This window comes from Actinoplanes nipponensis (assembly GCF_016862275.1).
GTDB classification, from domain to species: Bacteria; Actinomycetota; Actinomycetes; order Mycobacteriales; family Micromonosporaceae; genus Actinoplanes; species Actinoplanes nipponensis.
Genome location: NZ_BOMQ01000026.1, coordinates 284,615 through 303,491, shown reverse-complemented (window position 1 = coordinate 303,491; position 18,877 = coordinate 284,615). Strand labels below are relative to the sequence as shown.

General features: G+C 74.5%; 17 protein-coding genes. 10 read left to right on the top strand and 7 right to left on the bottom strand.

Going from position 1 to position 18,877, the window contains the following annotated elements; genetic code table 11:
• Positions 1 to 302 precede the first annotated feature (302 nt).
• On the top strand, positions 303 to 752 hold the full coding sequence (locus Ani05nite_RS11345; RefSeq protein ID WP_275410529.1) for a VOC family protein: 450 nt from the start codon (positions 303 to 305) through the stop codon (positions 750 to 752).
• 131 nt (positions 753 to 883) lie between these two features.
• On the opposite strand, the gene Ani05nite_RS11340 is transcribed toward Ani05nite_RS11345, so the two are convergent.
• Positions 884 to 1,420: a 2'-5' RNA ligase family protein gene (locus Ani05nite_RS11340; protein WP_203767579.1), complete on the bottom strand. Its 537-nt coding sequence runs from the start codon at positions 1,418 to 1,420 to the stop codon at positions 884 to 886.
• 1,292 nt (positions 1,421 to 2,712) lie between these two features.
• The gene (locus Ani05nite_RS11335; protein WP_203767576.1) at positions 2,713 to 3,699 is read right to left on the bottom strand and encodes a hypothetical protein; all 987 of its coding nucleotides are present in this window, start codon (positions 3,697 to 3,699) and stop codon (positions 2,713 to 2,715) included.
• A 156-nt stretch (positions 3,700 to 3,855) separates the two neighbouring features.
• Here Ani05nite_RS11335 and Ani05nite_RS11330 point away from each other — a divergent pair, with 156 nt between their 5' ends.
• From Ani05nite_RS11330 to Ani05nite_RS11290, 9 genes are all read left to right on the top strand, one after another.
• The gene (locus tag Ani05nite_RS11330) at positions 3,856 to 4,803 is read left to right on the top strand and encodes an ABC transporter ATP-binding protein (protein ID WP_203767575.1); all 948 of its coding nucleotides are present in this window, start codon (positions 3,856 to 3,858) and stop codon (positions 4,801 to 4,803) included.
• Entirely contained in the window at positions 4,800 to 5,576 is a 777-nt protein-coding gene (locus Ani05nite_RS11325; protein ID WP_239129676.1) for an ABC transporter permease, read from the top strand. Before Ani05nite_RS11330 ends, Ani05nite_RS11325 begins: the two co-directional genes overlap by 4 nt.
• Before the next feature lie 21 nt (positions 5,577 to 5,597).
• Positions 5,598 to 6,722 (top strand): sensor histidine kinase, encoded by a 1,125-nt coding sequence (locus Ani05nite_RS11320; protein WP_203767573.1) that lies wholly within the window; start codon positions 5,598 to 5,600, stop codon positions 6,720 to 6,722.
• A complete protein-coding gene (locus Ani05nite_RS11315) occupies positions 6,719 to 7,330 on the top strand; it encodes a response regulator transcription factor (RefSeq protein ID WP_203767571.1) in 612 nt (203 codons plus the stop codon). The genes Ani05nite_RS11320 and Ani05nite_RS11315 overlap by 4 nt, the downstream gene beginning before the upstream one ends.
• Before the next feature lie 166 nt (positions 7,331 to 7,496).
• Complete coding sequence (locus Ani05nite_RS11310) at positions 7,497 to 8,360, top strand: sigma-70 family RNA polymerase sigma factor (RefSeq protein ID WP_203767569.1); 864 nt, start codon at positions 7,497 to 7,499, stop codon at positions 8,358 to 8,360.
• A 208-nt stretch (positions 8,361 to 8,568) separates the two neighbouring features.
• The gene (locus tag Ani05nite_RS11305; RefSeq protein ID WP_203767567.1) at positions 8,569 to 10,161 is read left to right on the top strand and encodes an ABC-F family ATP-binding cassette domain-containing protein; all 1,593 of its coding nucleotides are present in this window, start codon (positions 8,569 to 8,571) and stop codon (positions 10,159 to 10,161) included.
• A 13-nt stretch (positions 10,162 to 10,174) separates the two neighbouring features.
• Positions 10,175 to 11,146, top strand: coding sequence for a tyrosine-type recombinase/integrase (locus Ani05nite_RS11300; protein WP_377880377.1), 972 nt, complete (start codon positions 10,175 to 10,177; stop codon positions 11,144 to 11,146).
• Between the two features lie 54 nt (positions 11,147 to 11,200).
• On the top strand, positions 11,201 to 12,046 hold the full coding sequence (locus Ani05nite_RS11295) for an undecaprenyl-diphosphate phosphatase (RefSeq protein ID WP_203767562.1): 846 nt from the start codon (positions 11,201 to 11,203) through the stop codon (positions 12,044 to 12,046).
• Positions 12,043 to 13,023 carry a DUF3626 domain-containing protein gene (locus Ani05nite_RS11290; RefSeq protein ID WP_203767560.1) on the top strand — a complete coding sequence of 327 codons (981 nt, stop codon included), beginning with the start codon at positions 12,043 to 12,045 and terminating at the stop codon, positions 13,021 to 13,023. Before Ani05nite_RS11295 ends, Ani05nite_RS11290 begins: the two co-directional genes overlap by 4 nt.
• Here the strand turns inward: Ani05nite_RS11290 and Ani05nite_RS11285 are convergent.
• The 5 genes from Ani05nite_RS11285 to Ani05nite_RS11265 form a co-directional block, all read right to left on the bottom strand.
• Positions 12,968 to 13,330, bottom strand: coding sequence for a GntR family transcriptional regulator (locus Ani05nite_RS11285; RefSeq protein ID WP_203767558.1), 363 nt, complete (start codon positions 13,328 to 13,330; stop codon positions 12,968 to 12,970). The two genes, Ani05nite_RS11290 and Ani05nite_RS11285, sit on opposite strands and share 56 nt — an antisense overlap.
• Positions 13,331 to 13,350: 20 nt before the next feature.
• Positions 13,351 to 14,718 (bottom strand): MFS transporter, encoded by a 1,368-nt coding sequence (locus tag Ani05nite_RS11280; protein ID WP_203767556.1) that lies wholly within the window; start codon positions 14,716 to 14,718, stop codon positions 13,351 to 13,353.
• Positions 14,719 to 14,802: 84 nt separating this feature from the next.
• Positions 14,803 to 15,432, bottom strand: coding sequence for a hypothetical protein (locus tag Ani05nite_RS11275; protein ID WP_203767555.1), 630 nt, complete (start codon positions 15,430 to 15,432; stop codon positions 14,803 to 14,805).
• Complete coding sequence (locus tag Ani05nite_RS11270) at positions 15,429 to 17,258, bottom strand: dynamin family protein (protein ID WP_203767553.1); 1,830 nt, start codon at positions 17,256 to 17,258, stop codon at positions 15,429 to 15,431. Before Ani05nite_RS11270 ends, Ani05nite_RS11275 begins: the two co-directional genes overlap by 4 nt.
• Positions 17,255 to 18,841, bottom strand: coding sequence for a dynamin family protein (locus Ani05nite_RS11265; protein WP_203767550.1), 1,587 nt, complete (start codon positions 18,839 to 18,841; stop codon positions 17,255 to 17,257). The genes Ani05nite_RS11270 and Ani05nite_RS11265 overlap by 4 nt, the downstream gene beginning before the upstream one ends.
• Between the last annotated feature and the right edge of the window lie 36 nt (positions 18,842 to 18,877).

The following is an 18,877-nucleotide window of genomic DNA, read 5'->3' as shown; positions in this document are numbered from 1 at the left end:
GATTTCGGGCGGCTGCCTTGCGGTCGGGGTGCCGTGCTCGTGTCGCTGCCCAGGCAGGTGCGAGGGTCGGTGACGGGATCGGGCGTGCCGGCGGTCAGCGCGGTGGGGCGGTTGCCGGTGCCAGACCGCGGGCCGGACACGGGCTGGGCCCACGCCGGCTCGGGCCTTGGGTCGTCGCTGCGGGCGCGGGCCGGACACGGGCCGGGGTCCTGCCTTCTCGGGCTTCGGGGTCGTCGACGCGGGAACGGCTTCGTGGCGGGGACGAGGCGTTTCTGTCGTACCCGGGATGGAGGATGTGGTCGTTGGCGGCGCGCGATGCGGGGGTGGAGATGAGTCTGCGGATGGATCTGACGTTCGACTGTGCGCGGGCGGTGGCGCTGGCGGAGTTCTGGAAGGTGGCGCTGGGCTATGTGGACGAGCCGCCGCCTTCGCCGTTCCGGTCGCGGGAGGAGTGGGTGGCGTCGTTCGGGCCGCCGGCGGAGGACGAGGGCGGCGGGGCGTGGTTGCACGATCCGGAAGGTGTGGGGCCGCGGCTGGTGTTCCTGGAGGTGCCGGAGCCGAAGGTGGCGAAGAACAGGTTGCACATCGATGTGCGGGTGGGCCGGCAGGGCACGCCCGAGGAGGTGTGGGCGCGGGTGGAGGCGAAGGTGGCGCAGCTGGTGGGTGCGGGGGCGGAAGTGCTGACGGTGGCGGGAAAGCACCATGTGGTGCTGGCCGATCCCGAGGGCAACGAGTTCTGCGTGGCCGGCTGAGCGGGCGGTCCGGTCCTGATTCCTGCCCGGCCGTGGCTCTCGTCCCGGGCTTGCTCGCCTCTCGGGCTTGCTTCCTTGCCCGCCCTGGTCCTTTGCCCCGGGTGGCGTGGGTGCTGCCGGCCGGTAGCCGGTCAGCGGGGGAGCGGGGCCAGCGGGAAGTCGGCGATGGTGTGCCAGTTGTCGCCGGGTTCCCGGGCGCCGGCGATCAGGCTGATCGTCGTGACGGTCGTGGTGATCGGCAGGTGGCGGGTGACCGCGGTGGCGGCCGCCTGCAGCGTGGTCCGGGGGTGGTCGTGGCCGATCGTGAGGTGGGGGATCGTCTCGGTGAAGGCGCCGCCGTAGGGCGGCGCCTGCGGGAACCGTGCGGTCAGGGCCGTGGTGAGGGTGAGGAACGGTCGAGCCGGCGCCGGGGCGAGCCAGACCACGGTGTCGCCGAACCAGTCGATGCGGTCCAGGGTCAGGGTGAAGGCGCGTTCCTGGGCGGCGATCCGGCCGAGGGCGGTGAGGACTTCCTGGTTGATCTGTGACGGGGGCAGGAATGGCCAGAGGAGGGTGATGTGGGCCGGTACGCCCCAGGAGGCGGCGCGGTCGAGGGCGGTGCGGTGGGTGGCGACGGCCGGTTCTGCGGCGGGGACCGCGATGACGACGGCGGTGTGGGTGGCTTGCATGGGTCGATCCTCGCCGGTCCCGCTACCGGGTTTCGGTGCCGAGGCGGCTTGTCCGGTGCTGCTTCGGCTGGCCTGCGCGGTTTCCCGTTTCGGGCACACCAGGCCCGGGCCGGGCCGTGATCGGCACGTTCGACCCTCGGCCACACCACCCGACCCTCGGCCACACCACCCGGGCCGGGACCACACCATCCGGGAATGCCCCACCGCGCCTGGCCAACCGGGCATACCCAACCGCGCCTACCCTGGCACGCCCGACCCGGCACGCCCAACCCGGCACGCCCAACCCGGCACGCCCGACCTGGCACGCCCGACCTGGCACGCCCAACCCGGCACGCCCAACCCGGCACGCCCAACCCGGCACGCCCGACCGGAGACCCGACCCAACCAGGCCGGAGCCATTGCCAGCCAGGCTGGAGCCACCCCAATCGGGCCGCGACCGGGCACGCCGACCCGTGACCGGGGCTGAACGGGCCGGAACCGGCGGCACCCGGCGGCACCCGGCGTGACGCGACAGGACGGCGGCCTGCCGGACCGCTCGGAGCCGTTTGTCACGGTGACCACCCGGCTTCCCGGCTCAGCCACCAGAGCTTTCTGGCCATTTGCCAACCGGGCCGCCCCATCGAGGTCCGGCCCAACTGGATCTTGAAGCGCCGGCGCCCAAAATCCCACCCCGACTCAACAAGATCCGAGCATGCGGTCCGAGCCGGCTCGGTGGGACCGCGCCTGATGGCCTGTGCGCCGCGGCATCCCGCCGCCGCCCCGCTCGCGCTGCGCCGTGCCGCCATGGACCGCGACCGCTGATGCGCCGGCGCACCGCCATCGGGCCAGGCGTGCACCGCTTCCAGGCGTGCACCGCTTCCAGGCGCGCACCGCTGTCCGACCGGGTCGCGACTGTGTCGCCCACAGTGGAGCCGACACCGGGCAGCGATTGCGCCGCGTCGGGCAACGGTCGTGTCACCGCCCTCGCCTCGCACCGCCCACCGCGGAACCGTCACCGGGCAACGAACGACGGCTCCGCATCCGGCAGCCATCGCGTCACCACCTTCGCCTTGCGCCACCCACCGGAAAACCGTCATCCGCCAGGCAGCGAGCGCGTCGCCACCGGGAAACCGTCTCCCGGCAGCGACCGCGCCGCCTCCGGCAGCGACCGCGCCGCCTCCGGCAGCGACCGCGCCGCCTCCGGCAGCGACCGCGCCGCCTCCGGCAGCGATCACGCCGCCCACCGGACCAGCGTCGCCCGGCAGCCGCTGCGCCGCCACCCTCGCCAAGCGGTGACCCGGCAGCGACGGCGCTCAGCTGATGAACGCGGCGCGGTAGTTGACCGCGGCGATCATCTGCCCCCGGTTGTTGATCCCGACCGGCATCTCGTCGACGGTGAGTCCGCGGGTGGTCAGGTCGATGATCTGGCGGTTCTTCCACAGCACGGGCCGGCTGGTGCCGTCGGCGGCGTCGGCGAGGCCGGCGAAGACGCCGTTGTCGTTGACGGCTGTGGCGTTGCCGTTGGGGCCGCCGAGGGTGCCCAGGTCGACGGGGCCGAGTGGGTAGGTGGCCGGGCGGGTGTGGCCCTGGTCGTCGGTGGAGTAGGCGGCGATGATGCCGGTGTTGGCGATGTCGTTGGGGTAGTTGGTGCCGGTGCCGCCGATCGGGCCGAAGCCGCTGGTGGAGCCGTACTGCTGGTAGCCGAGGTAGGGCTGGCCGCCGGGCTGGTCGCGGAAGAGCATGAGCACCTTCGCCTCGTTGTTGATTTTGCCGACGGTGGTGGCGTAGGTGTTCTCCGGGCCGAGTTCGGTGACCGTGCCGTTCTGCCAGATCAGGCGGCTGCTCTGGGCTCCGGTCTGGTCGACCCGGGAGACGAGGACCTGGCCGTGGTCGTTGACGTCCCAGCCGATGCTGCGGCCCTGGCCGAGGTCGGTGATCCGGCCGTGGCGCCAGATCACCGCGCGGTACTCGCCGGCGGCGTTGAGGGCGGTGCCGGCGATCACGCCGTCCTCGTTGATGCCGTGCGCCTCGGCGTAGTGCCCGCCGGGCAGGGTTCCGAGGTCGGTGATTCTGCCCTTCTTCCAGGAGAAGGCGTGCAGTTCGCCGTCGGCGGTGAGGCTGCGCCCGACGGCGACGCCCTTGTCGTTGAGGTCGTAGACCTCGGTGGACAGGCCGCCGAGGGTGCCGAGGTCGGTGACGGTGTATTGCCGGGCCGTGGCGGCGGCCGGGGTGGCCGGGGTGCCGGTGGCGAGCGTGGCGGCGAGCGGAGCGGTGAGCAGGGCAGTGAGCAGTCTTCTCATGTTTTCCCCCCGTGGGACGACAAGCGGGTTCCAGTGTGGACCTGTCGGCCGGGGCCGGGGGAGGGCCGATCATCCGATGCGGCCCTGACGGATGTCATGGGGTGGGCGTGACGCGTGGCCCACCCGGGTGGCGCCGGGGGCGCCCAGGATGGGGTCATGACTGTTACTGCGTCACCTGAGGCCGCGGTCCGGGGGCCCGGCCAGCTCGCCGTCGATCTGGCGGGGGTGGTCAAGCGTTTCGGGGCTGTCACCGCGGTGGACGACATCAGCCTGCGGATCCGTCCGGGGGAGGTGGTCGCCCTGCTGGGTCCGAACGGGGCGGGCAAGACGAGCACGATCGACATGTTGCTGGGGTTGTCGGCGCCGACGCACGGCACGGTCCGGGTGTACGGGCGGCCGCCGCAGGAGGCGGTGGCGCTGGGCCTGGTGTCGGCGGTGCTGCAGACCGGCGGGTTGTTGAAGGACTACACGGTGGAGGAGACCGTACGGTTGACGGCGGTGTTGTTCGGCCGCGGCCGCGACGACGTCGGGCGGGCGTTGCGGCGGGCCGGGATCGCCGATATCGGCTCGCGGTTGGTGGGTAAGTGTTCGGGGGGCCAGCAGCAGCGGCTGCGGTTCGCGATGGCGTTGCTGCCGGATCCGGAGCTGTTGATCCTGGACGAGCCGACCACGGGGATGGATGTCGGCGGGCGGCACGACTTCTGGTCGGCCATCCGTGAGGACGCGCGTGGTGGCCGTACCGTCATCTTCGCCACCCACTACCTGGAGGAGGCCGACGCGTACGCCGACCGGGTGGTCTTCGTGCGTCGGGGCCGGGTCGTGGCCGACGGCACGGCGGCCGAGGTCAAGGCGCTGGCGTCGGGGCGCACGGTCCGGGCGACGCTGCCCGGCGCCGATGAGGCGGCGCTGCGGGGGTTGCCGGGGGTGGAGTCGGTGGAGGTGCGGGGTGACTCCGTGTACGTGCATGCGCGCGACACCGATCAGGTGGCGCGGTATCTGCTGAGCGAGACCGCCGCCCGGGACCTGGAGATCACCTCCCGGAACCTGGAGCAGGCGTTCCTGGCTCTGACCGGTGACGAGACCGTAGTGGGGAGCGCACGATGAGTATGCCGGTGACCCGGAACCTGCCGCGGTTCGGCGGCTTCACGTTCGCGATGATCGGCCTGGAGTTGCGGCGGATGGTCCGCAACAAGCGCACGGTGATCTTCACCGTGGTGCTGCCGGCGGCGTTCTTCCTGTTGTTCGGCACGAACGCGGCGGCGCGCACCGAGCGGGTCGGCGGCGGCAACGTGACCGGTCTCATCCTGGTGAGCATGGCCGTGTACGGGGCGATGCTGTCCACCACCAGCGGCGGGGCGATGGTGTCGATCGAGCGGGCGGCGGGGTGGAGCCGGCAGTTGCGGCTGACGCCGTTGCGGCCGGCGGCGTACATCGCGGTGAAGCTGGTGCTGGCGATGGTCATCGGGGCGGTGTCGGTGCTGGTGGCGTTCGCGGTGGGCGCGGTGTCGGGTGCGCAGTTGCCGGCCTCGGCGTGGGTGGCGTGTGGGTTGCTGGCCTGGGTGTGCGCGCTCGTGTTCGCCGCGTTCGGGCTGTTCATGGGCTATCTGCTGCCGAGTGAGAACGTGATGCAGATCCTGGGGCCGGTGCTGGCGGTGCTGGCGTTCGCGGGCGGGTTGTTCGTGCCGCTGGATCAGATGGGGCACACGTTCGCCACGATCGCGCAGTTCACGCCGGTGTACGGGGTGGGGGAGATCGCCCGGTACCCGCTGACCCGGGACGGCAACTTGTGGGTGGCGGCGCTGAACGTGGTGGTGTGGACGGCGTTGTTCGCCGCGGGCGCGATGTGGCGCTTCCGGCGGGACACGGCGCGGGTCTGAGTGGGCGGTAGCGTCTCGGCCATGGGCGGGGTGGAGCGGCGCGGCCAGCGGTTCGGGTGGGTCTTCGCCGGGGTGTGGTTGGTCTACCTCAGCGAGAACCTCAAGGCGCTGCTGGCGGCGCCGGCGGGCTGGCGTCAGGACGTCGGGCTGGTCGCCCTGGCCGGGTTCGCGGCCCTGTACATGATGCTGGTCGGGTGGCTGAGCGCGATCCGGCACGGTCTGGGGCCGCGGCGGGCGACGGTGCTGCTGTGGGTGGTGCTGCTGGCGTTGCTGGGGTTGGCGGCGTTGCAGGTGCCGGGCGCGGGGGTGCATGCGCTGACGTGTCTGGTGTACGTGGCGGGATCGGCGATGATCGGGTTGCCGTGGCGTCAGGCGGTGCCGTTCGCGGCGGCGCTGCTGGTGCTGGCCGAGGTGTTGGCGTGGCGGGTGCCGGGCTGGGACGACCAGGGGTACGGCCTGGCGGTGTTGCTCGGCTCGGCGGCCAGCGGCGGGATCCGGTTGGCGGCGGAGCGCCAGGACCGGCTGCAGGCGGCGCAGCGGGAGTTGGAGGAGTTGACCCAGCGGGAGCTGGCCGACCGGGCGGTGGCCGACGAGCGGGCGCGGATCGCCGCGGATCTGCACGACATCCTGGGGCATTCGCTGACGGTGGTGACGGTGAAGGCGGAGCTGGCGCAGCGGCTGCTGGACGTGGATGTGGGCCGGGCCCGGGCCGAGCTGCGTGACCTGGAGGCGCTGGCCCGGGACGCGTTGTCGGACGTGCGGGCGACGGCGCTGGGGGTGCGGGGCATCTCGTTGCCGGGGGAGATCGCGGCGGCGCGGGCGGCGCTGGCGGCGGCCCACGTGTGTGCGGAGTTGCCGGGGGCCACCGACGCGGTGCCGACGCGGCATCGGGAGTTGTTCGCCTGGACGATCCGGGAGGCGGTCACCAACGTGGTGCGGCACAGCCGGGCGGCGCACTGCGAGGTCCGGCTGGCGCCCGACAGCGTGGAGATCGTCGACGACGGGCCGGGCGACGGCGTGCCGGCGGTGGACGGGCAGGGCCTGCGGGGGCTGCGCCGCCGGGCGGACTCGGCGGGTGCGACGCTGACGGTCGGGCGCCGGCCGGACCGGCCGGGTTTCCTGGTACGGGTGGAGGTGGCGTCGTGATCCGCCTGCTGCTGGCCGACGATCAGGCGCTGGTGCGCGGGGCGATGGCGGCGCTGTTGGGCATGGAGCCGGACCTGGCCGTGGTGGCCGAGGTGGGCCGCGGCGACGAGGTGGTCGACGCGGTCCGCCGCCACGGGGTGGACGTGGCGCTGCTGGACGTGGAGATGCCGGGCATGGACGGGGTGGCGGCGGCGCGGGAGTTGCGCGCGGCCGTGCCGGGTTGCCGGGTGCTGATGGTGACCACGTTCGGGCGGGCCGGGTATCTGCGGCAGGCGATGGCGGCCGGTGCGGGCGGGTTCGTGGTCAAGGACACCCCGGCGCGGCAGCTCGCCGACGTGGTGCGGCGGGTGCATCAGGGGTTGCGGGTGGTCGACCCGGCGCTGGCGGCGCAGTCGTTGGCGCACGGCGACTCGCCGCTGACCGAGCGGGAGTGCGACGTGCTGCGCGCGGCCCGTGACGGCGGCACGGTGGCCGACATCGCCCGGGAGCTGCACCTGTCGGAGGGCACGGTGCGCAACCATCTGTCCTCGGCGATCGGCAAGACCGGGGCGCGGACCCGGGCCGAGGCGGTCCGGCTGGCTGTCGACAACGGTTGGCTGCTGGCCTGAGCCCTTCTGGCCGGGCCCGCAGCGGGCTCGGGCGGACCTTAGCCTTTTTCCCGGTGCAACCAACCAGCAACCGTGCATGACCGTTGTCTGCACCCTGCGCCACGAAAAGTTCCCCCTGTCAGCCGGTGAGCCGTCGCCGGGCGACAGACACGAGGGGGAACACACGATGTCCGCAGCCACGACGAAGACCGTCAGCCGCGAGCTGGAGCAGCTGATCCGCGAGAACATGCCGCTGGTGGGTCACCTCGTCCGCGAGATGTTGTTCAAGGTCCCCGCGCACGTGCACCGCGACGATCTCGCCTCGGCCGGGTACGCCGCCCTGGTGACCGCGGCGCAGTCGTTCGACCCGGGCCGGGGCATCCCGTTCGGCCGGTTCGCCGCCGTGCGGGTCCGGGGCGCGCTGCTGGACGAGCTGCGCAGCATGGACTGGGCCAGCCGTTCGGTGCGGGCCCGGGCCCGTCGCGCCGACGTGGCCCGCCAGGAGTTGACCGCGCAGCTGGGCCGCACGCCCAGCCCGGCGGAGCTGGCCGCGCTGCTGGGCGTCGGCGTCAGCGAGCTGGCCCACGTCGACGACGACGTGCAGCGCGCCGCGGTGCTGTCGCTGCAGGGCTTCACCGCCGGCGCGGCCGAGGACATGGTCACCGAGGACTCGATGAACCCGGAGGAGACGCTGCTGCACCGCGAGCGCATCGGCTACCTGCACGACGCGGTGGCGGTGCTGCCGGAGCGGCTGCGGTTCGTGGTCGAGGCGTCGTTCCTGCAGGAGCGGCCGCTGGCCGAGGTGGCCGCGGAGCTGGGCGTCACCGAGTCGCGGGTGTCGCAGCTGCGCACCGAGGCCCTGGCCCTGCTGCGGGACGGGCTGAGCACGCACATGGAGCAGCAGGACGCCGGCGCGGCCAAGAACGACGGTTGCGTGGCCCGCCGCCGGGCGGCGTACGCGGCGCAGATCGCCGCGCGCAGCACGATGGCGACGCGGCTGGCCGTGACCGACGTGCAGGGCATGCACCGGTCGGTGGCCTACGCCGCCTGACCCGCCGGCGACCGCGAGGCCGACCGGGCCGGCACGCCGAATCCGGTTGCGCCGGCCGGCCGGCCGCGCCAGAGTGGACCCCGAGACCTGCCGCCGAGCCCGAGGAGCCGTCACCTCCGTGTGATACCGACCCGACCCGTGGACGCGCCGTCCCGCCCGGACGCGCGCGGGTCGCCGTACCTGTCGGTATCCCTGCCTGGAGGGCTCCTTGCTGAAAGCCGCCGCACTCGGCCGCGCCCACGACGGCGAGCTGCTGTTCGCCGGTCTCGACCTGATCCTGCGCCCGGGCGACCGCGTCGGCGTCGTCGGGCCCAACGGGGCCGGCAAGACGACCCTGCTGCGGGTCCTGGCCGGCGACCTGCCACCCACCGCCGGCACGGTGACCCGGGCCCCCGGCGCCCGCATCGGCTACGTGCCGCAGCAGGTCGCCGACCCGCAGGGCACCGTCGGCGACTTCCTGACCGCCGGGCTGGGTGAGCTGGCCGCGGTCACCGCCCGGCTGCGGGAGCTCGAGCAGGCCCTCGCGGGCGGCGCCGACGTGCTCGACGAGTACGGCCGGGCCCAGGAACGCTGGACCGTGCTGGAGGGCTGGACCGGCGAGAGCCGGCTGCGCGAGATCCGCCAGCGCCTCGACATCGACCACCTGCCCGACGGGCTGCGCCTGCGCGAGGTCAGCGGCGGCGAGCAGGCCCGGCTGCTGCTGGCCCGGGCCCTGCTCGACGCGCCCGGGCTGCTGCTGCTCGACGAGCCGACCAACCACCTCGACGCCGAGGGCGCCGCCTGGCTGGGCGACTGGCTGCGCGGCTTCCCCGGCGGCGTGCTGGCCGTCAGCCACGACCGGGCGTTCCTGGACGCCACCGTCACCCACGTCATCGAGCTGGACGGCATCCACGACCAGCCGCAGGACTACCCCGGCTGCGGCTACACCGGCTACCGGCAGGAGAAGAACCGCCGCTGGCAGCGGCTGCTGCTGGACTACGAGGCCCAGGAGAAGGACCGGATCCGCTGGGAACAGGACATCGAGCTGACCAAGCGGCAGGCCCGCGGGGTGGAGACCACCGTGCGGTCCGGGGTCGAGGCGCCGCACCTGCGCCGCATCGCCAGGAAGGTCGCCCGGAAGGCCAAGGTCCGCGAGCGGCGGCTGCGCCGGCAGATGCAGTCGGCCCGGTGGGTCGCCGAACCGCGGACCCGTCCGCCGCTGACCCTGGCGTTCCCCGCCGACCAGGACACCGAGCCCGGCACGGTGCTGGCCGTGCACGACCTGACGGTCGAGCTCGGCGACCGGAGGCTGCTCGACGGCGTCGAGCTCGACGTGCGCCGCGGCGACCGGATCCTGGTCACCGGGCGCAACGGCGCCGGCAAGACCACCCTGCTGCGGGCGCTGGCCGAGCGGGCCGGGGCCGGCGCCGCGGTGCTGCCGCAGACCTCCGACGGGCTGCGCACCGCCACCACGGTCGTGGACTTCTTCCGTTCCCGGGTGCCGGTCTACGCCGAGGACGCCGAACGGCTGCTCGCCGGCCACCAGTTCGGCCCCGACCAGTGGGACGTCCCGCTGCGCAGCCTGTCCGCCGGGGAACTGCGCCGGCTGCTGCTGGCCGTCCTGGTCAACAGCCCGGCGCGGATCCTGCTGCTCGACGAGCCCACCAACTTCCTGGACCTGGACGCCCTGGATGTCGTGGAGGAGGCGCTGCGCGCGTACCGGGGGACGCTGGTGACCGTCACCCACGACCGGTACTTCGCCGCCGCGGTCGGGCACACCCGCGCCTGGCATGTCGCGGACGGCCGGGTGCGGTCGAGCTGACACGATGGGACCCATGTCGACGCTGATCCCCCGGCAGCCCGGTGGCACGGTCGCCGTCGGCGGCAGCGCCGAGCAGGTCACCGAGGCGTGGCTGGCCAACCGGCGGCTGTCGGCGCACACCCGCGACGCGTACCGCCGCGACGTCGCGGCCTGGCTGGCCTGGTGCGCCGCCCGTGAGCTGGACCCGCTGCGGGCCTCGTTCCTGGACGTCAACGCGTACGCCCGCGGCCTGGAGGCCCGCTCGCTGGCCCCGGCCACCGTCGCCCGCAAACTGTCCGGGCTGTCCAGCTGGTACGACTTCCTGACCAAGCTGCGCGCCGTCGAGGCCAACCCCGTCGGAGGGGCCGACCGGCCCCCGGTCTCGCGGGACCACTCCGCCACCGTCGGGCTGTCCCCGGACGAGGTCGACGCGCTGCTGGCCGCGGCCGAGGCCGACACCGGGCCCGCCGCCGTGCGGCACCGCGCCGCCGTCGCGCTGCTGGCCGACCTGGGGCTGCGCGTCGGTGAGCTGGTCGGCCTCGACGTCGCCGACGTCGGCGTCGAACGCGGGCACCGCAGCGTGCGGTTCACCGGCAAGGGCGGCAAACCCCGCCGCCGGGCCCTGACCCCGTACGCGGGCGCCGCGCTGGACGCCTACCTGGCGCAGCGGGCCGCCGCCGAGGCCACCAGCGCCGACCGGCTCGACGGGCCGCTGCTGGTCACCGCCACCGGGGCCCGCCTGGACCGGCACGCCGTCTTCCGGCTCGTGCGCCGGTTGGCCCGCGACGCCGGCATCGCCGGCTGGGCGCGGCTGTCGCCGCACTCGCTGCGGCACGCCTTCGCCACCACCGCCCGCGCCGAGGGCGTGCCGCTGGAGGACGTGCAGGACGCGATGGGACACGCCGACCCGCGCACCACCCGCCGCTACGACCGCGACCGGCACAACCTGGACCGGGACCCCGCGTACACCCTCGCCGCGGCCCGGGTCCGGCGCAGCGGTGGGTGAGCGACCCCCTATCCTCGACCGCGGTCGCCGTGCGGTTCAAGGGACGAGGTCGGGTTGAACATTTTTGAGGCAGTCCTGCTGGGTGCGGTGGAGGGTTTCACCGAGTTCCTCCCGATCTCCAGCACCGGACACCTGACGATCGTGGAGAAGCTGCTGGGCTACCAGATCGACGCGCCGGACATCACCGCGTTCACCGCGATCATCCAGTCCGGCGCGGTCATCGCCACCGTCATCTTCCTGCGCCAGGACCTCATCCGGATCGTCACCAGCTGGTTCCGGGGCCTGCTGAACGCCGGCAAGCGCGACGACCCCGACTACCGGTTCGGCTGGGCGGTCATCCTCGGCTCCATCCCGATCGGCATCGTCGGGCTGCTGTTCCAGGACACCATCGAATCCACCCTGCGCAGCCTGTGGTTCGTCGCCGGCGCGCTGATCCTGTGGAGCGGGGTGATGGCCTTCGCCGACCACGCCGCCACCCAGGTCCGCCACGAACCCGACGTCACCTGGAAGGACACCCTGATCATCGGGGTGGTGCAGTGCCTGTCGCTGATCCCCGGCGTGTCGCGCTCGGGCGCTACCATGTCCGCCGGCCTGCTGCGCGACTTCGACCGGGTGACGGTCACCAAGCTGTCGTTCTTCCTGAGCATCCCGGCGCTGCTGGCCGCCAGCGTGCTGCAGACGGTCACCGAGTACGACAACATCTCCGCCGACAACGGCGGCGTGGGCTGGCTGCCGACCATCGTGGCCACCCTGGTCAGCTTCGTCGTCGGCTGGTTCGCGGTGTCCTGGCTGCTCAAGTTCATCGCCCGGCACTCCTACAGCATCTTCATCGGCTACCGGCTGGTGCTGGGCGCGGTGCTGCTGGTGCTGCTGGCCACCAACGTCCTCGAACCGAAGTGAGCGACCCGGCGCAACGGGCCGTGGCGCACGTGCGGGGGCTCGGCGCCCCCGGCGCGCTGACCGTGCCCGGGGCCCGGATCACCGTCCACTTCCACCCGGACCGGCCGCTGGCCGACGGGCGCAGCGTCGCCGAGCACCTGGCCGGCGACGGGGTGTACCGCAGCCAGTTCGAGACCGGCATCTCCAACGGCGGGCTCACCGGGTATCCCGGCGGGGACCGGGAACGCTGGGAGCGGCGCCTGTTCGCCGGCGCGTACCCGCCCGAGCAGATCACCGGCCGGCCCGTCTACGGCGGGCTCGACCTGGCCGGGCACGCCGACGGGGCGGCGCCGCGCTTCGGCAGCTGCTTTCTGGTGCTGCGCCCGCACGTGCTGCGGCGGGCCACGTTCAGCCACGGCGACAGCGTCACCGAACCCACGGTGGTCGGCACCGCGGACACCTTCGGCGGCATCTGGGCGGCGCTGCTCGAGCAGGTCACGCGGACCGGATCGGCGCTCGGGCTGGCCGCCGACAGCCCGCCGGCGTGGGCCGCGCAGCTCGGCCTCGCCCGCCCGCAGCCCGGGCGGGCGATGGACGACTACGTCGAGGCGCAGATCCACGGCGGGCTCGACCTGGCCCGCGACGTCGAGGCCGTGGTGGCCGACCCCAGCTTCGCCGCCACGCCCACCGTCGCGCTGCTGGCCGCGGTGGCGCCGGTGCGCTACCACCCCGGTTTCGTGCTGCCCGCCGCCGAGTTCCCCGCCGACCTGCGCGGCGCCGAGGCCGCCGAGCTGGCCCGCGCGCTGGGCCCGGACCTGGTCGACGCGGCGGCGCTGGGACCCGCCGCCCGCGCCGCGTCGACGCCCGAACAGCGGCAGCTGGTGAAACACCTGTGGCACATCCTGGTGCTGCGCGGCCGGCCGGCCGGTGACGCGGCCCGGCTCAGTCCGCCGGCCCCAGGGCGGCGCGGACCAGCTCCAGCGCGGCCTGCGGAGTGAGACCCAACGCGGTGACCTGCTCGGCGTACCGTTGCGCCGCCCGCTGCGCCTCGGCCGGCGTGCCGGCGGCCCGGGCGGTGACCACCGTCCCGGCCCGGCCCCGGGTCTGCACCAGCCCGGCCTGCTCCAGTTCCCGGTAGGCGCGGGCCACGGTGTTCGCGGCCAGGCCCAGCCGCGCGGCGAGCTGCCGCACCGGCGGCAGCTTCGCCCCGGCCGCCAGCGCGCCGCCGGCGGCCAGCTCGGCGATGCGCAGCCGCACCTGCTCGTACGGCGGCACCGCCGAGTCCGCGTCGATCACGATGTCCATCCGGGCCCCCGGGGTGTCGTTCAGAGCAGCCGCGGCGGGGTGTTGCCGGCCGCGACGATGGCCCGGCGCATCGGCACCATCGCCAGCAGGATGCCACCGACGATGAAGAACACCACCAGCGACACCAGCCCGATGCGGTAACTGTTGGTCAGCTGGAACACCAGCCCGAACGCCAGCGGCCCCAGCCAGCTGGTGCCCTTGTCGCTGATCTCGTAGAAGCCGTAGTACTCGCCCTCGCGGCCGTCCGGGATCAGCTGGCTGAACAGCGAGCGGCTCAGCGCCTGGCTGCCGCCCATGACCAGGCCGATGGCCACCCCCAGCAGCATGAACGGCACCGGCTCGCCGGCCGGCAGCCGGAACGCGGCCAGGATCACCGCGAGCCAGCCCGCCAGCGCGATCAGCACCGTCTTGCGGGCGCCGATGCGCGTGGCCACCGCGCCCAGCAGCAGCGCCCCGCCGAACGCCAGGAACTGCACGATCAGGATCGTCACGATCAGCGCGCTCTGCTCCAGGCCCAGCTCCTCGGTGCCGAACTGGCTGGCCAGCGAGATGACCGTCTGGATGCCGTCGTTGTAGATCAGGAACGCGACCAGGAAGAACAACGTCAACGGGTACGCCCGCAGGCTGCGCAGGGTCCGGCCGAGCTGGCGGAACCCGTCGGTGAGCACGTTGCCGCGCGCCGCGCCGGCCTCCGCGCCGGGATGCTCACGCAGCCACCGCAACGGCACCAGCGTGAACACCCCCCACCACACCCCGGCCGACACGATGCACCAGCGGGCCAGGTCCAGGGTGCGCCCGTCGTCGCCCTCGACGCTCAGCCAGGTCACCACGACCAGGTTGAGCAGCAGCAGCAACCCGCCGCCGAGATAACCCAGCGCCCAGCCGCGGCTGGACACCTTGTCCCGCTCGTCCGGGCCGGCCAGCCGCGGCAGGAACGAGTTGTAGACCACCACGGACGCGCCGAACGCGATGTTGGCCACGATGAACAGCAGCCCGCCCAGCAGATACCGCTGCCCGGTCACGAAGGCCATCGCCACCGTCGCCCCGGCGCCCAGGAACGCCGTCGCGGCCAGCAGCGGCTTCTTGCGCGCGGCCCGGTCGGCGATCGCGCCCATCACCGGCAGCACGAACACCGTCAGCAGCACCGACAGCGACACCAGGTACGGGAAGTAGGACCCGGCCGCGACGCTGATGCCCAACGGATGCACCCGCAGGTCGCAGTCGTCGGCGCCGAGGCCGCACCCGGCGGCCTGCTCGGTGACGCTGGTCAGGAACGGGCCCAGGAACACCGTGATGACGGTGGTGGAGAAGGCCGAGTTGGCCCAGTCGTAGAAGTACCAGCCGGTGCGTTCACGCCGGCTGCTGACCGGGACGGTGGTGGCGGTCATCAGGGTGGCTCCAGGGCATCGCGGGGGGACGGCGCGCTGATGATGCCACCTCGGAGTCGTTTCGCGGTACCACGCGCCGCGGGCTCAGCCCTGCGGATGCCACCAGCGGGCCAGGGCGCTGGTGGCCGGGTCCTCGGAATCGGCCAGCGCGGCCCACGGATCCACCCCGGGCGCCAGCTCCTCGCCGGCGTAGTCGGCCAGCTCCTGCACCGGCACCGGCTCGGCGGGTGCCGCGTCGAGCGGGCCCGCGTGGTACAGCCCGAGGCTGCCGGTGTCGATCCACGGGAAGCCGTCCACCGGCTCCGGCAGCGGACCCACGTCGACCACCGGCGGGAACAGCGAGACCTGCTCCAGGTCGGGCGCCGCGTCCGGGTCGGCGCCGACCGGGCCCATGCCGTGCCCGTCGGTCACGTCCAGCACGGTGTGCGCGTCCGCGTCGTCGTGGCCGGTGCCCGGCTCGAAATCGTCGTCCCAGCCGGCCCCGGCGGCGTCCTGCGGTTCGTGCCCGCCGTCGGCGTCGGCGTCGAAGTCGTCGAAGCCGTGCGCGTCGCCGTGCAGGCCGGCCGGGTCGTCGTCGTGGCCGAACAGGTCGTCGTGGAACGGGCTGTCGGCCGCGTCCGCCGGCTCGTCGGGCACCCCCGCGTCGTGCTGGTCGCCGGGGTCGTCGTGGCCCTCCGGGTGGGAGAAGTCCGGCCAGCCGTGCTCGTCGCTCATGCCATCTCCTGCTCGTCGGCGGCGGGCGCCAGCGCACGCGCCCGGGTGAGAACCTCGTCGGCCTGCCTGATCTGGGCCCGGGCCGCGGCCAGCTCCGCGGTCGCCCGGCTGCGCCGCTGCGCCCGGCCCGCGGCGTCGGAGGCCGCGGCCGCGTCGATGTCGGCGATGTGCGCGTCCAGCTCGCGCAGCCGCCGCTCCACCGCGTCGTCGACCGCCACGCTCAGCGCGTACTGCAGGTCGGTGAAGCGGTACGAGATCTCGTCGGACAGCGCCGCGCGGGCCTCGCCGAGCACCTCGCGCAGCCAGGCCCGGGCCTGCTGGCGGTCGCTCTGCACCCGGCGGCGGTACAGCACGTACCCGCCCGCGGCCAGCCCCAGCCCCAGCCCGGCCACCGGGATCAGCAGCCCGCCGGCGACCGCGGAGCCCACCCCGAACAGCGACGCGCCGAACACCGCCCCGCGCCCGGCCATGAAGGCGATCCCCCCGGCCGACAACGCGACCAGCACGTTGTCGCCCGCCCCGTCGCGCGGCGGGGCGCCCGACAGCGCGTGCCGCAGCGTCGCGTTGAGCCGGTCCAGCACCCCGGCCAGCTCCTCGGCGTCGAAGACCTGGGCCAGGATGCGCTCACCGACCTGCCGGAACGTGGCCTGCAGGTCGTCGGAGAGCCGGACGGCGACCGCCTGCAGCTCGGTGTCGAGCTGGTCGGGCAGCGCGTCCAGCGCCGCGCCCCGGGCCGCGTCGATGCGGGCCCCGAAGTCCTGCTGCACCGCCGCGATCCGGGTCCGCAGCAGCCCGACGACCTCCACCCGGGCCCGCTGCGTCTCGGTGCTCAGCAGCAGCGTCCACTGCCGCGACTCGGTGCGTTTCCGGGCCGCCAGCGCCGACCGGGCGGACCGGGCCCGCGCCACCTGCGCCGGGTCGGCCTCGCTGGCCCGCACCCGGGCCGCCGCGGCGTCCTCCAGCCGGGCCAGCTCCCCGCGCGCGGCCCGCAGCACGTTGGCCAGCTGCAGCTGGTGGCCGCGCCCGGCCAGCTCGACCAGGGCGTGCTGCAGCTCGGCGATACGCGAGGCGTCGACCAGCGCGGCCTGCTCCCCGGCGGGCACGCCGCGGGCCAGCTCGGCCAGCCGCGCCGAGACCGGGAACCACGGCGCGTCGGCGAAGCGCGGCGCCCGGGCCCGCAGCAGCGCCCGGTTGTCGTCGGCGATGCGCCGCCACCCCGCGAAGGCGTCGACCTTGGTCAGGGCGAACACCACGGCGTCGACCCGGGCGCTGGCGGCGACCAGGAACTCCAGCTCGGGCTGCGACAGCGGCGCGGAGGCGTCGGCCACGAACAGCAGCGCGGTGGCCCGCTCCACCGCGTCCAGCGCCACCGTGGCGTGGGCCGGGTCGAGCCCGCCGACGCCGGGGGTGTCCAGCAGGCTGACGTACTGCAGCAGCGGCGCGGGATGGGTGACCTCGATGCGGCGCGGCGCGCGGCCGCCGGGCCCGCCGCGGCCGGTGGCCCAGGCGGCCAGGTCGGCCGGATCCAGGTCGACCGGCTCGCCCGCGCCGGGCACGTAGGCCGCGGCCGCCGCCGGGCCGGGGGAGAAGTGCAGGTAGGTGGCGGTGGCCACGGCGGCGTCGACCGGCGACAGACCCGGCACGCCCAGCAGCGCGTTGAGCAGCGAGCTCTTGCCCCGCTTGGTCTCGCCGACCAGCACCACCGAGGGCCGGGTGAGCTGCGCGCGGCGCAACTCGGCCAGCTCGGCCCCGGCGTCGGGGTCGGCGGCGCGCACGGCGGCCAGGGCGTCGCGTACGGCGACGTCGAGGTCCTTGGCCAGGCTCACGGCGTCCACCCCGGGCCGGTCGCGGCCGGTCCGGCCGGGCTCGGGCGGAGCCGGGTCGCGGTGTCCGGCGCCGGCCGGGTGGACTGCTCGCGGATGGCCTGGGCCAGCAGGTGGAAGCCGCGGTGGGCGACCTGCGCCACCCGCGACTGCGCCGGGCCGGCGCCGGCCACCGCGTACACCCGCCACCGGTGCGCGGCCTCGACCGCCGCGGCCGCCAGCTGCGGGCCGTCGGCGTGCGGCAGGCGCAGGATCCAGCGGGCGTCGTCGGAGGTCGCCAGGCGGGTCAGCTCCTGCTCCCAGGCCAGCGGCAGCGCCACCACGCCGGTGGTGACCCGCTGGGCCACCTCCAGCAGGCGCAGCCGGTGGTAGGCGGGCTCGCGCAGCAGCCGTTCGATCGCCTCGCGCAGCGCCTCCCGGTCGCGGACGTCGCTGGTGTGCCCGGCCAGGCGTTCCAGCCGCGACAACGCCCAGCCGGCCTTGATGGCGTCGGCCCGCCAGCGCAGCGTGTGCTCCAGGGTGTCGCGCAGCCGCGGGAAGCCGGAGGCGCCGACCAGCCGGCGCACCAGCTCGCCGGTGCCCAGCCGCGGGTCGGCGGCCAGCTCGGCCAGGGCGAAGCCGATGCCGTACAGGTCGAGCAGGCCCAGCAGCCGCTCCCGGCGCTGCGCGCTGACCGGGGCCGGCCGGCTGCGGAACAGGTCACCGGAGGCCAGCAGCAGCCGCAGCTCGGCGGCGGGCAGCCCGGACAGCTCCCGCAGGGCGGCGCAGTCGGCCGCGGTCAGCCGGCCGGCCTCGCCGGTCTCGGCCAGCAGCGCGACCACGGGCACGACCTCGGAGACCGTACGGGCCAGCAGCAGCCCCTGCTGCTCGGCCAGCGGCCCGGCGACCGGCCACGGATCCCCGGCCCCGCCGACCAGGGTGTCGACCTTGCCGAACACGCCCAGCGCGTTGATCGGGCTGCTGGCCAGCCGGGCCGACGCCGTCCGGAACGCCTCCAGGGCCCGCACGTCGTCGGCCCGCACCGCCTGGGTGAAGACGTAGACGACCGCCTCGGCCGCGGCCACCTCCGAGGCGGAGGCGGCGTCGATGCCCGCGTCGAACGGCGCGGTGCTCTCGCCCAGCTCGGCCGCGGCGCGGGCGCTGACCCGGGTGTCGGTCGAGGCCAGCCCCGGGGTGTCCACCACGGTCAGATCGCGCAGTTTGTCGCTGGTGAGCGAGACGTCCACATAGGCGACCCGGTCGGCCGGCACCCCGAGACGCTGCGGAATCATGCCGTCGTCGGCCAGCGGCAGGCTCGCCCGGGAACCGTCGCGCAGCACCACGTCGACGCGGTCGGCCGGCCCGTACCGGAACCGGGTGACCACCCGGGTGCACTCGCCGACAGCCGTGGGCGCGACCCGGCGGCCGATCAGGGCGTTGACGAGTGTCGACTTTCCGGCTTTCAATCGCCCGGCGATGGCCACCCGTAACGGCTCGGACAGCCGGTCCCGCACCTGAAGTGCCTGGCCACCGGCCTCGGGACCGACCCGGGCGACCACCTCGTCACACAGGGTCGCCACGCGGGCGGAGAGGGGTCCGACGGTCATGACTCGTCAGCCGAGCACACCGTCAGGGAGAATGTA

Excerpts from the sequence above, each read along its gene's own strand:
- Ani05nite_RS11330 (WP_203767575.1), top strand. The coding sequence starts at position 3,856 with ATGACTGTTACTGCGTCACCTGAGGCCGCGGTCCGGGGGCCCGGCCAG.
- Ani05nite_RS11325 (WP_239129676.1), top strand. The coding sequence starts at position 4,800 with ATGAGTATGCCGGTGACCCGGAACCTGCCGCGGTTCGGCGGCTTCACG.
- Ani05nite_RS11280 (WP_203767556.1), bottom strand. The coding sequence starts at position 14,718 with ATGACCGCCACCACCGTCCCGGTCAGCAGCCGGCGTGAACGCACCGGC.
- Ani05nite_RS11285 (WP_203767558.1), bottom strand. The coding sequence starts at position 13,330 with ATGGACATCGTGATCGACGCGGACTCGGCGGTGCCGCCGTACGAGCAG.
- Ani05nite_RS11275 (WP_203767555.1), bottom strand. The coding sequence starts at position 15,432 with ATGAGCGACGAGCACGGCTGGCCGGACTTCTCCCACCCGGAGGGCCAC.
- Ani05nite_RS11340 (WP_203767579.1), bottom strand. The coding sequence starts at position 1,420 with ATGCAAGCCACCCACACCGCCGTCGTCATCGCGGTCCCCGCCGCAGAA.
- Ani05nite_RS11300 (WP_377880377.1), top strand. The coding sequence starts at position 10,175 with ATGTCGACGCTGATCCCCCGGCAGCCCGGTGGCACGGTCGCCGTCGGC.
- Ani05nite_RS11320 (WP_203767573.1), top strand. The coding sequence starts at position 5,598 with ATGGGCGGGGTGGAGCGGCGCGGCCAGCGGTTCGGGTGGGTCTTCGCC.
- Ani05nite_RS11310 (WP_203767569.1), top strand. The coding sequence starts at position 7,497 with ATGTCCGCAGCCACGACGAAGACCGTCAGCCGCGAGCTGGAGCAGCTG.
- Ani05nite_RS11265 (WP_203767550.1), bottom strand. The coding sequence starts at position 18,841 with ATGACCGTCGGACCCCTCTCCGCCCGCGTGGCGACCCTGTGTGACGAG.
- Ani05nite_RS11335 (WP_203767576.1), bottom strand. The coding sequence starts at position 3,699 with ATGAGAAGACTGCTCACTGCCCTGCTCACCGCTCCGCTCGCCGCCACG.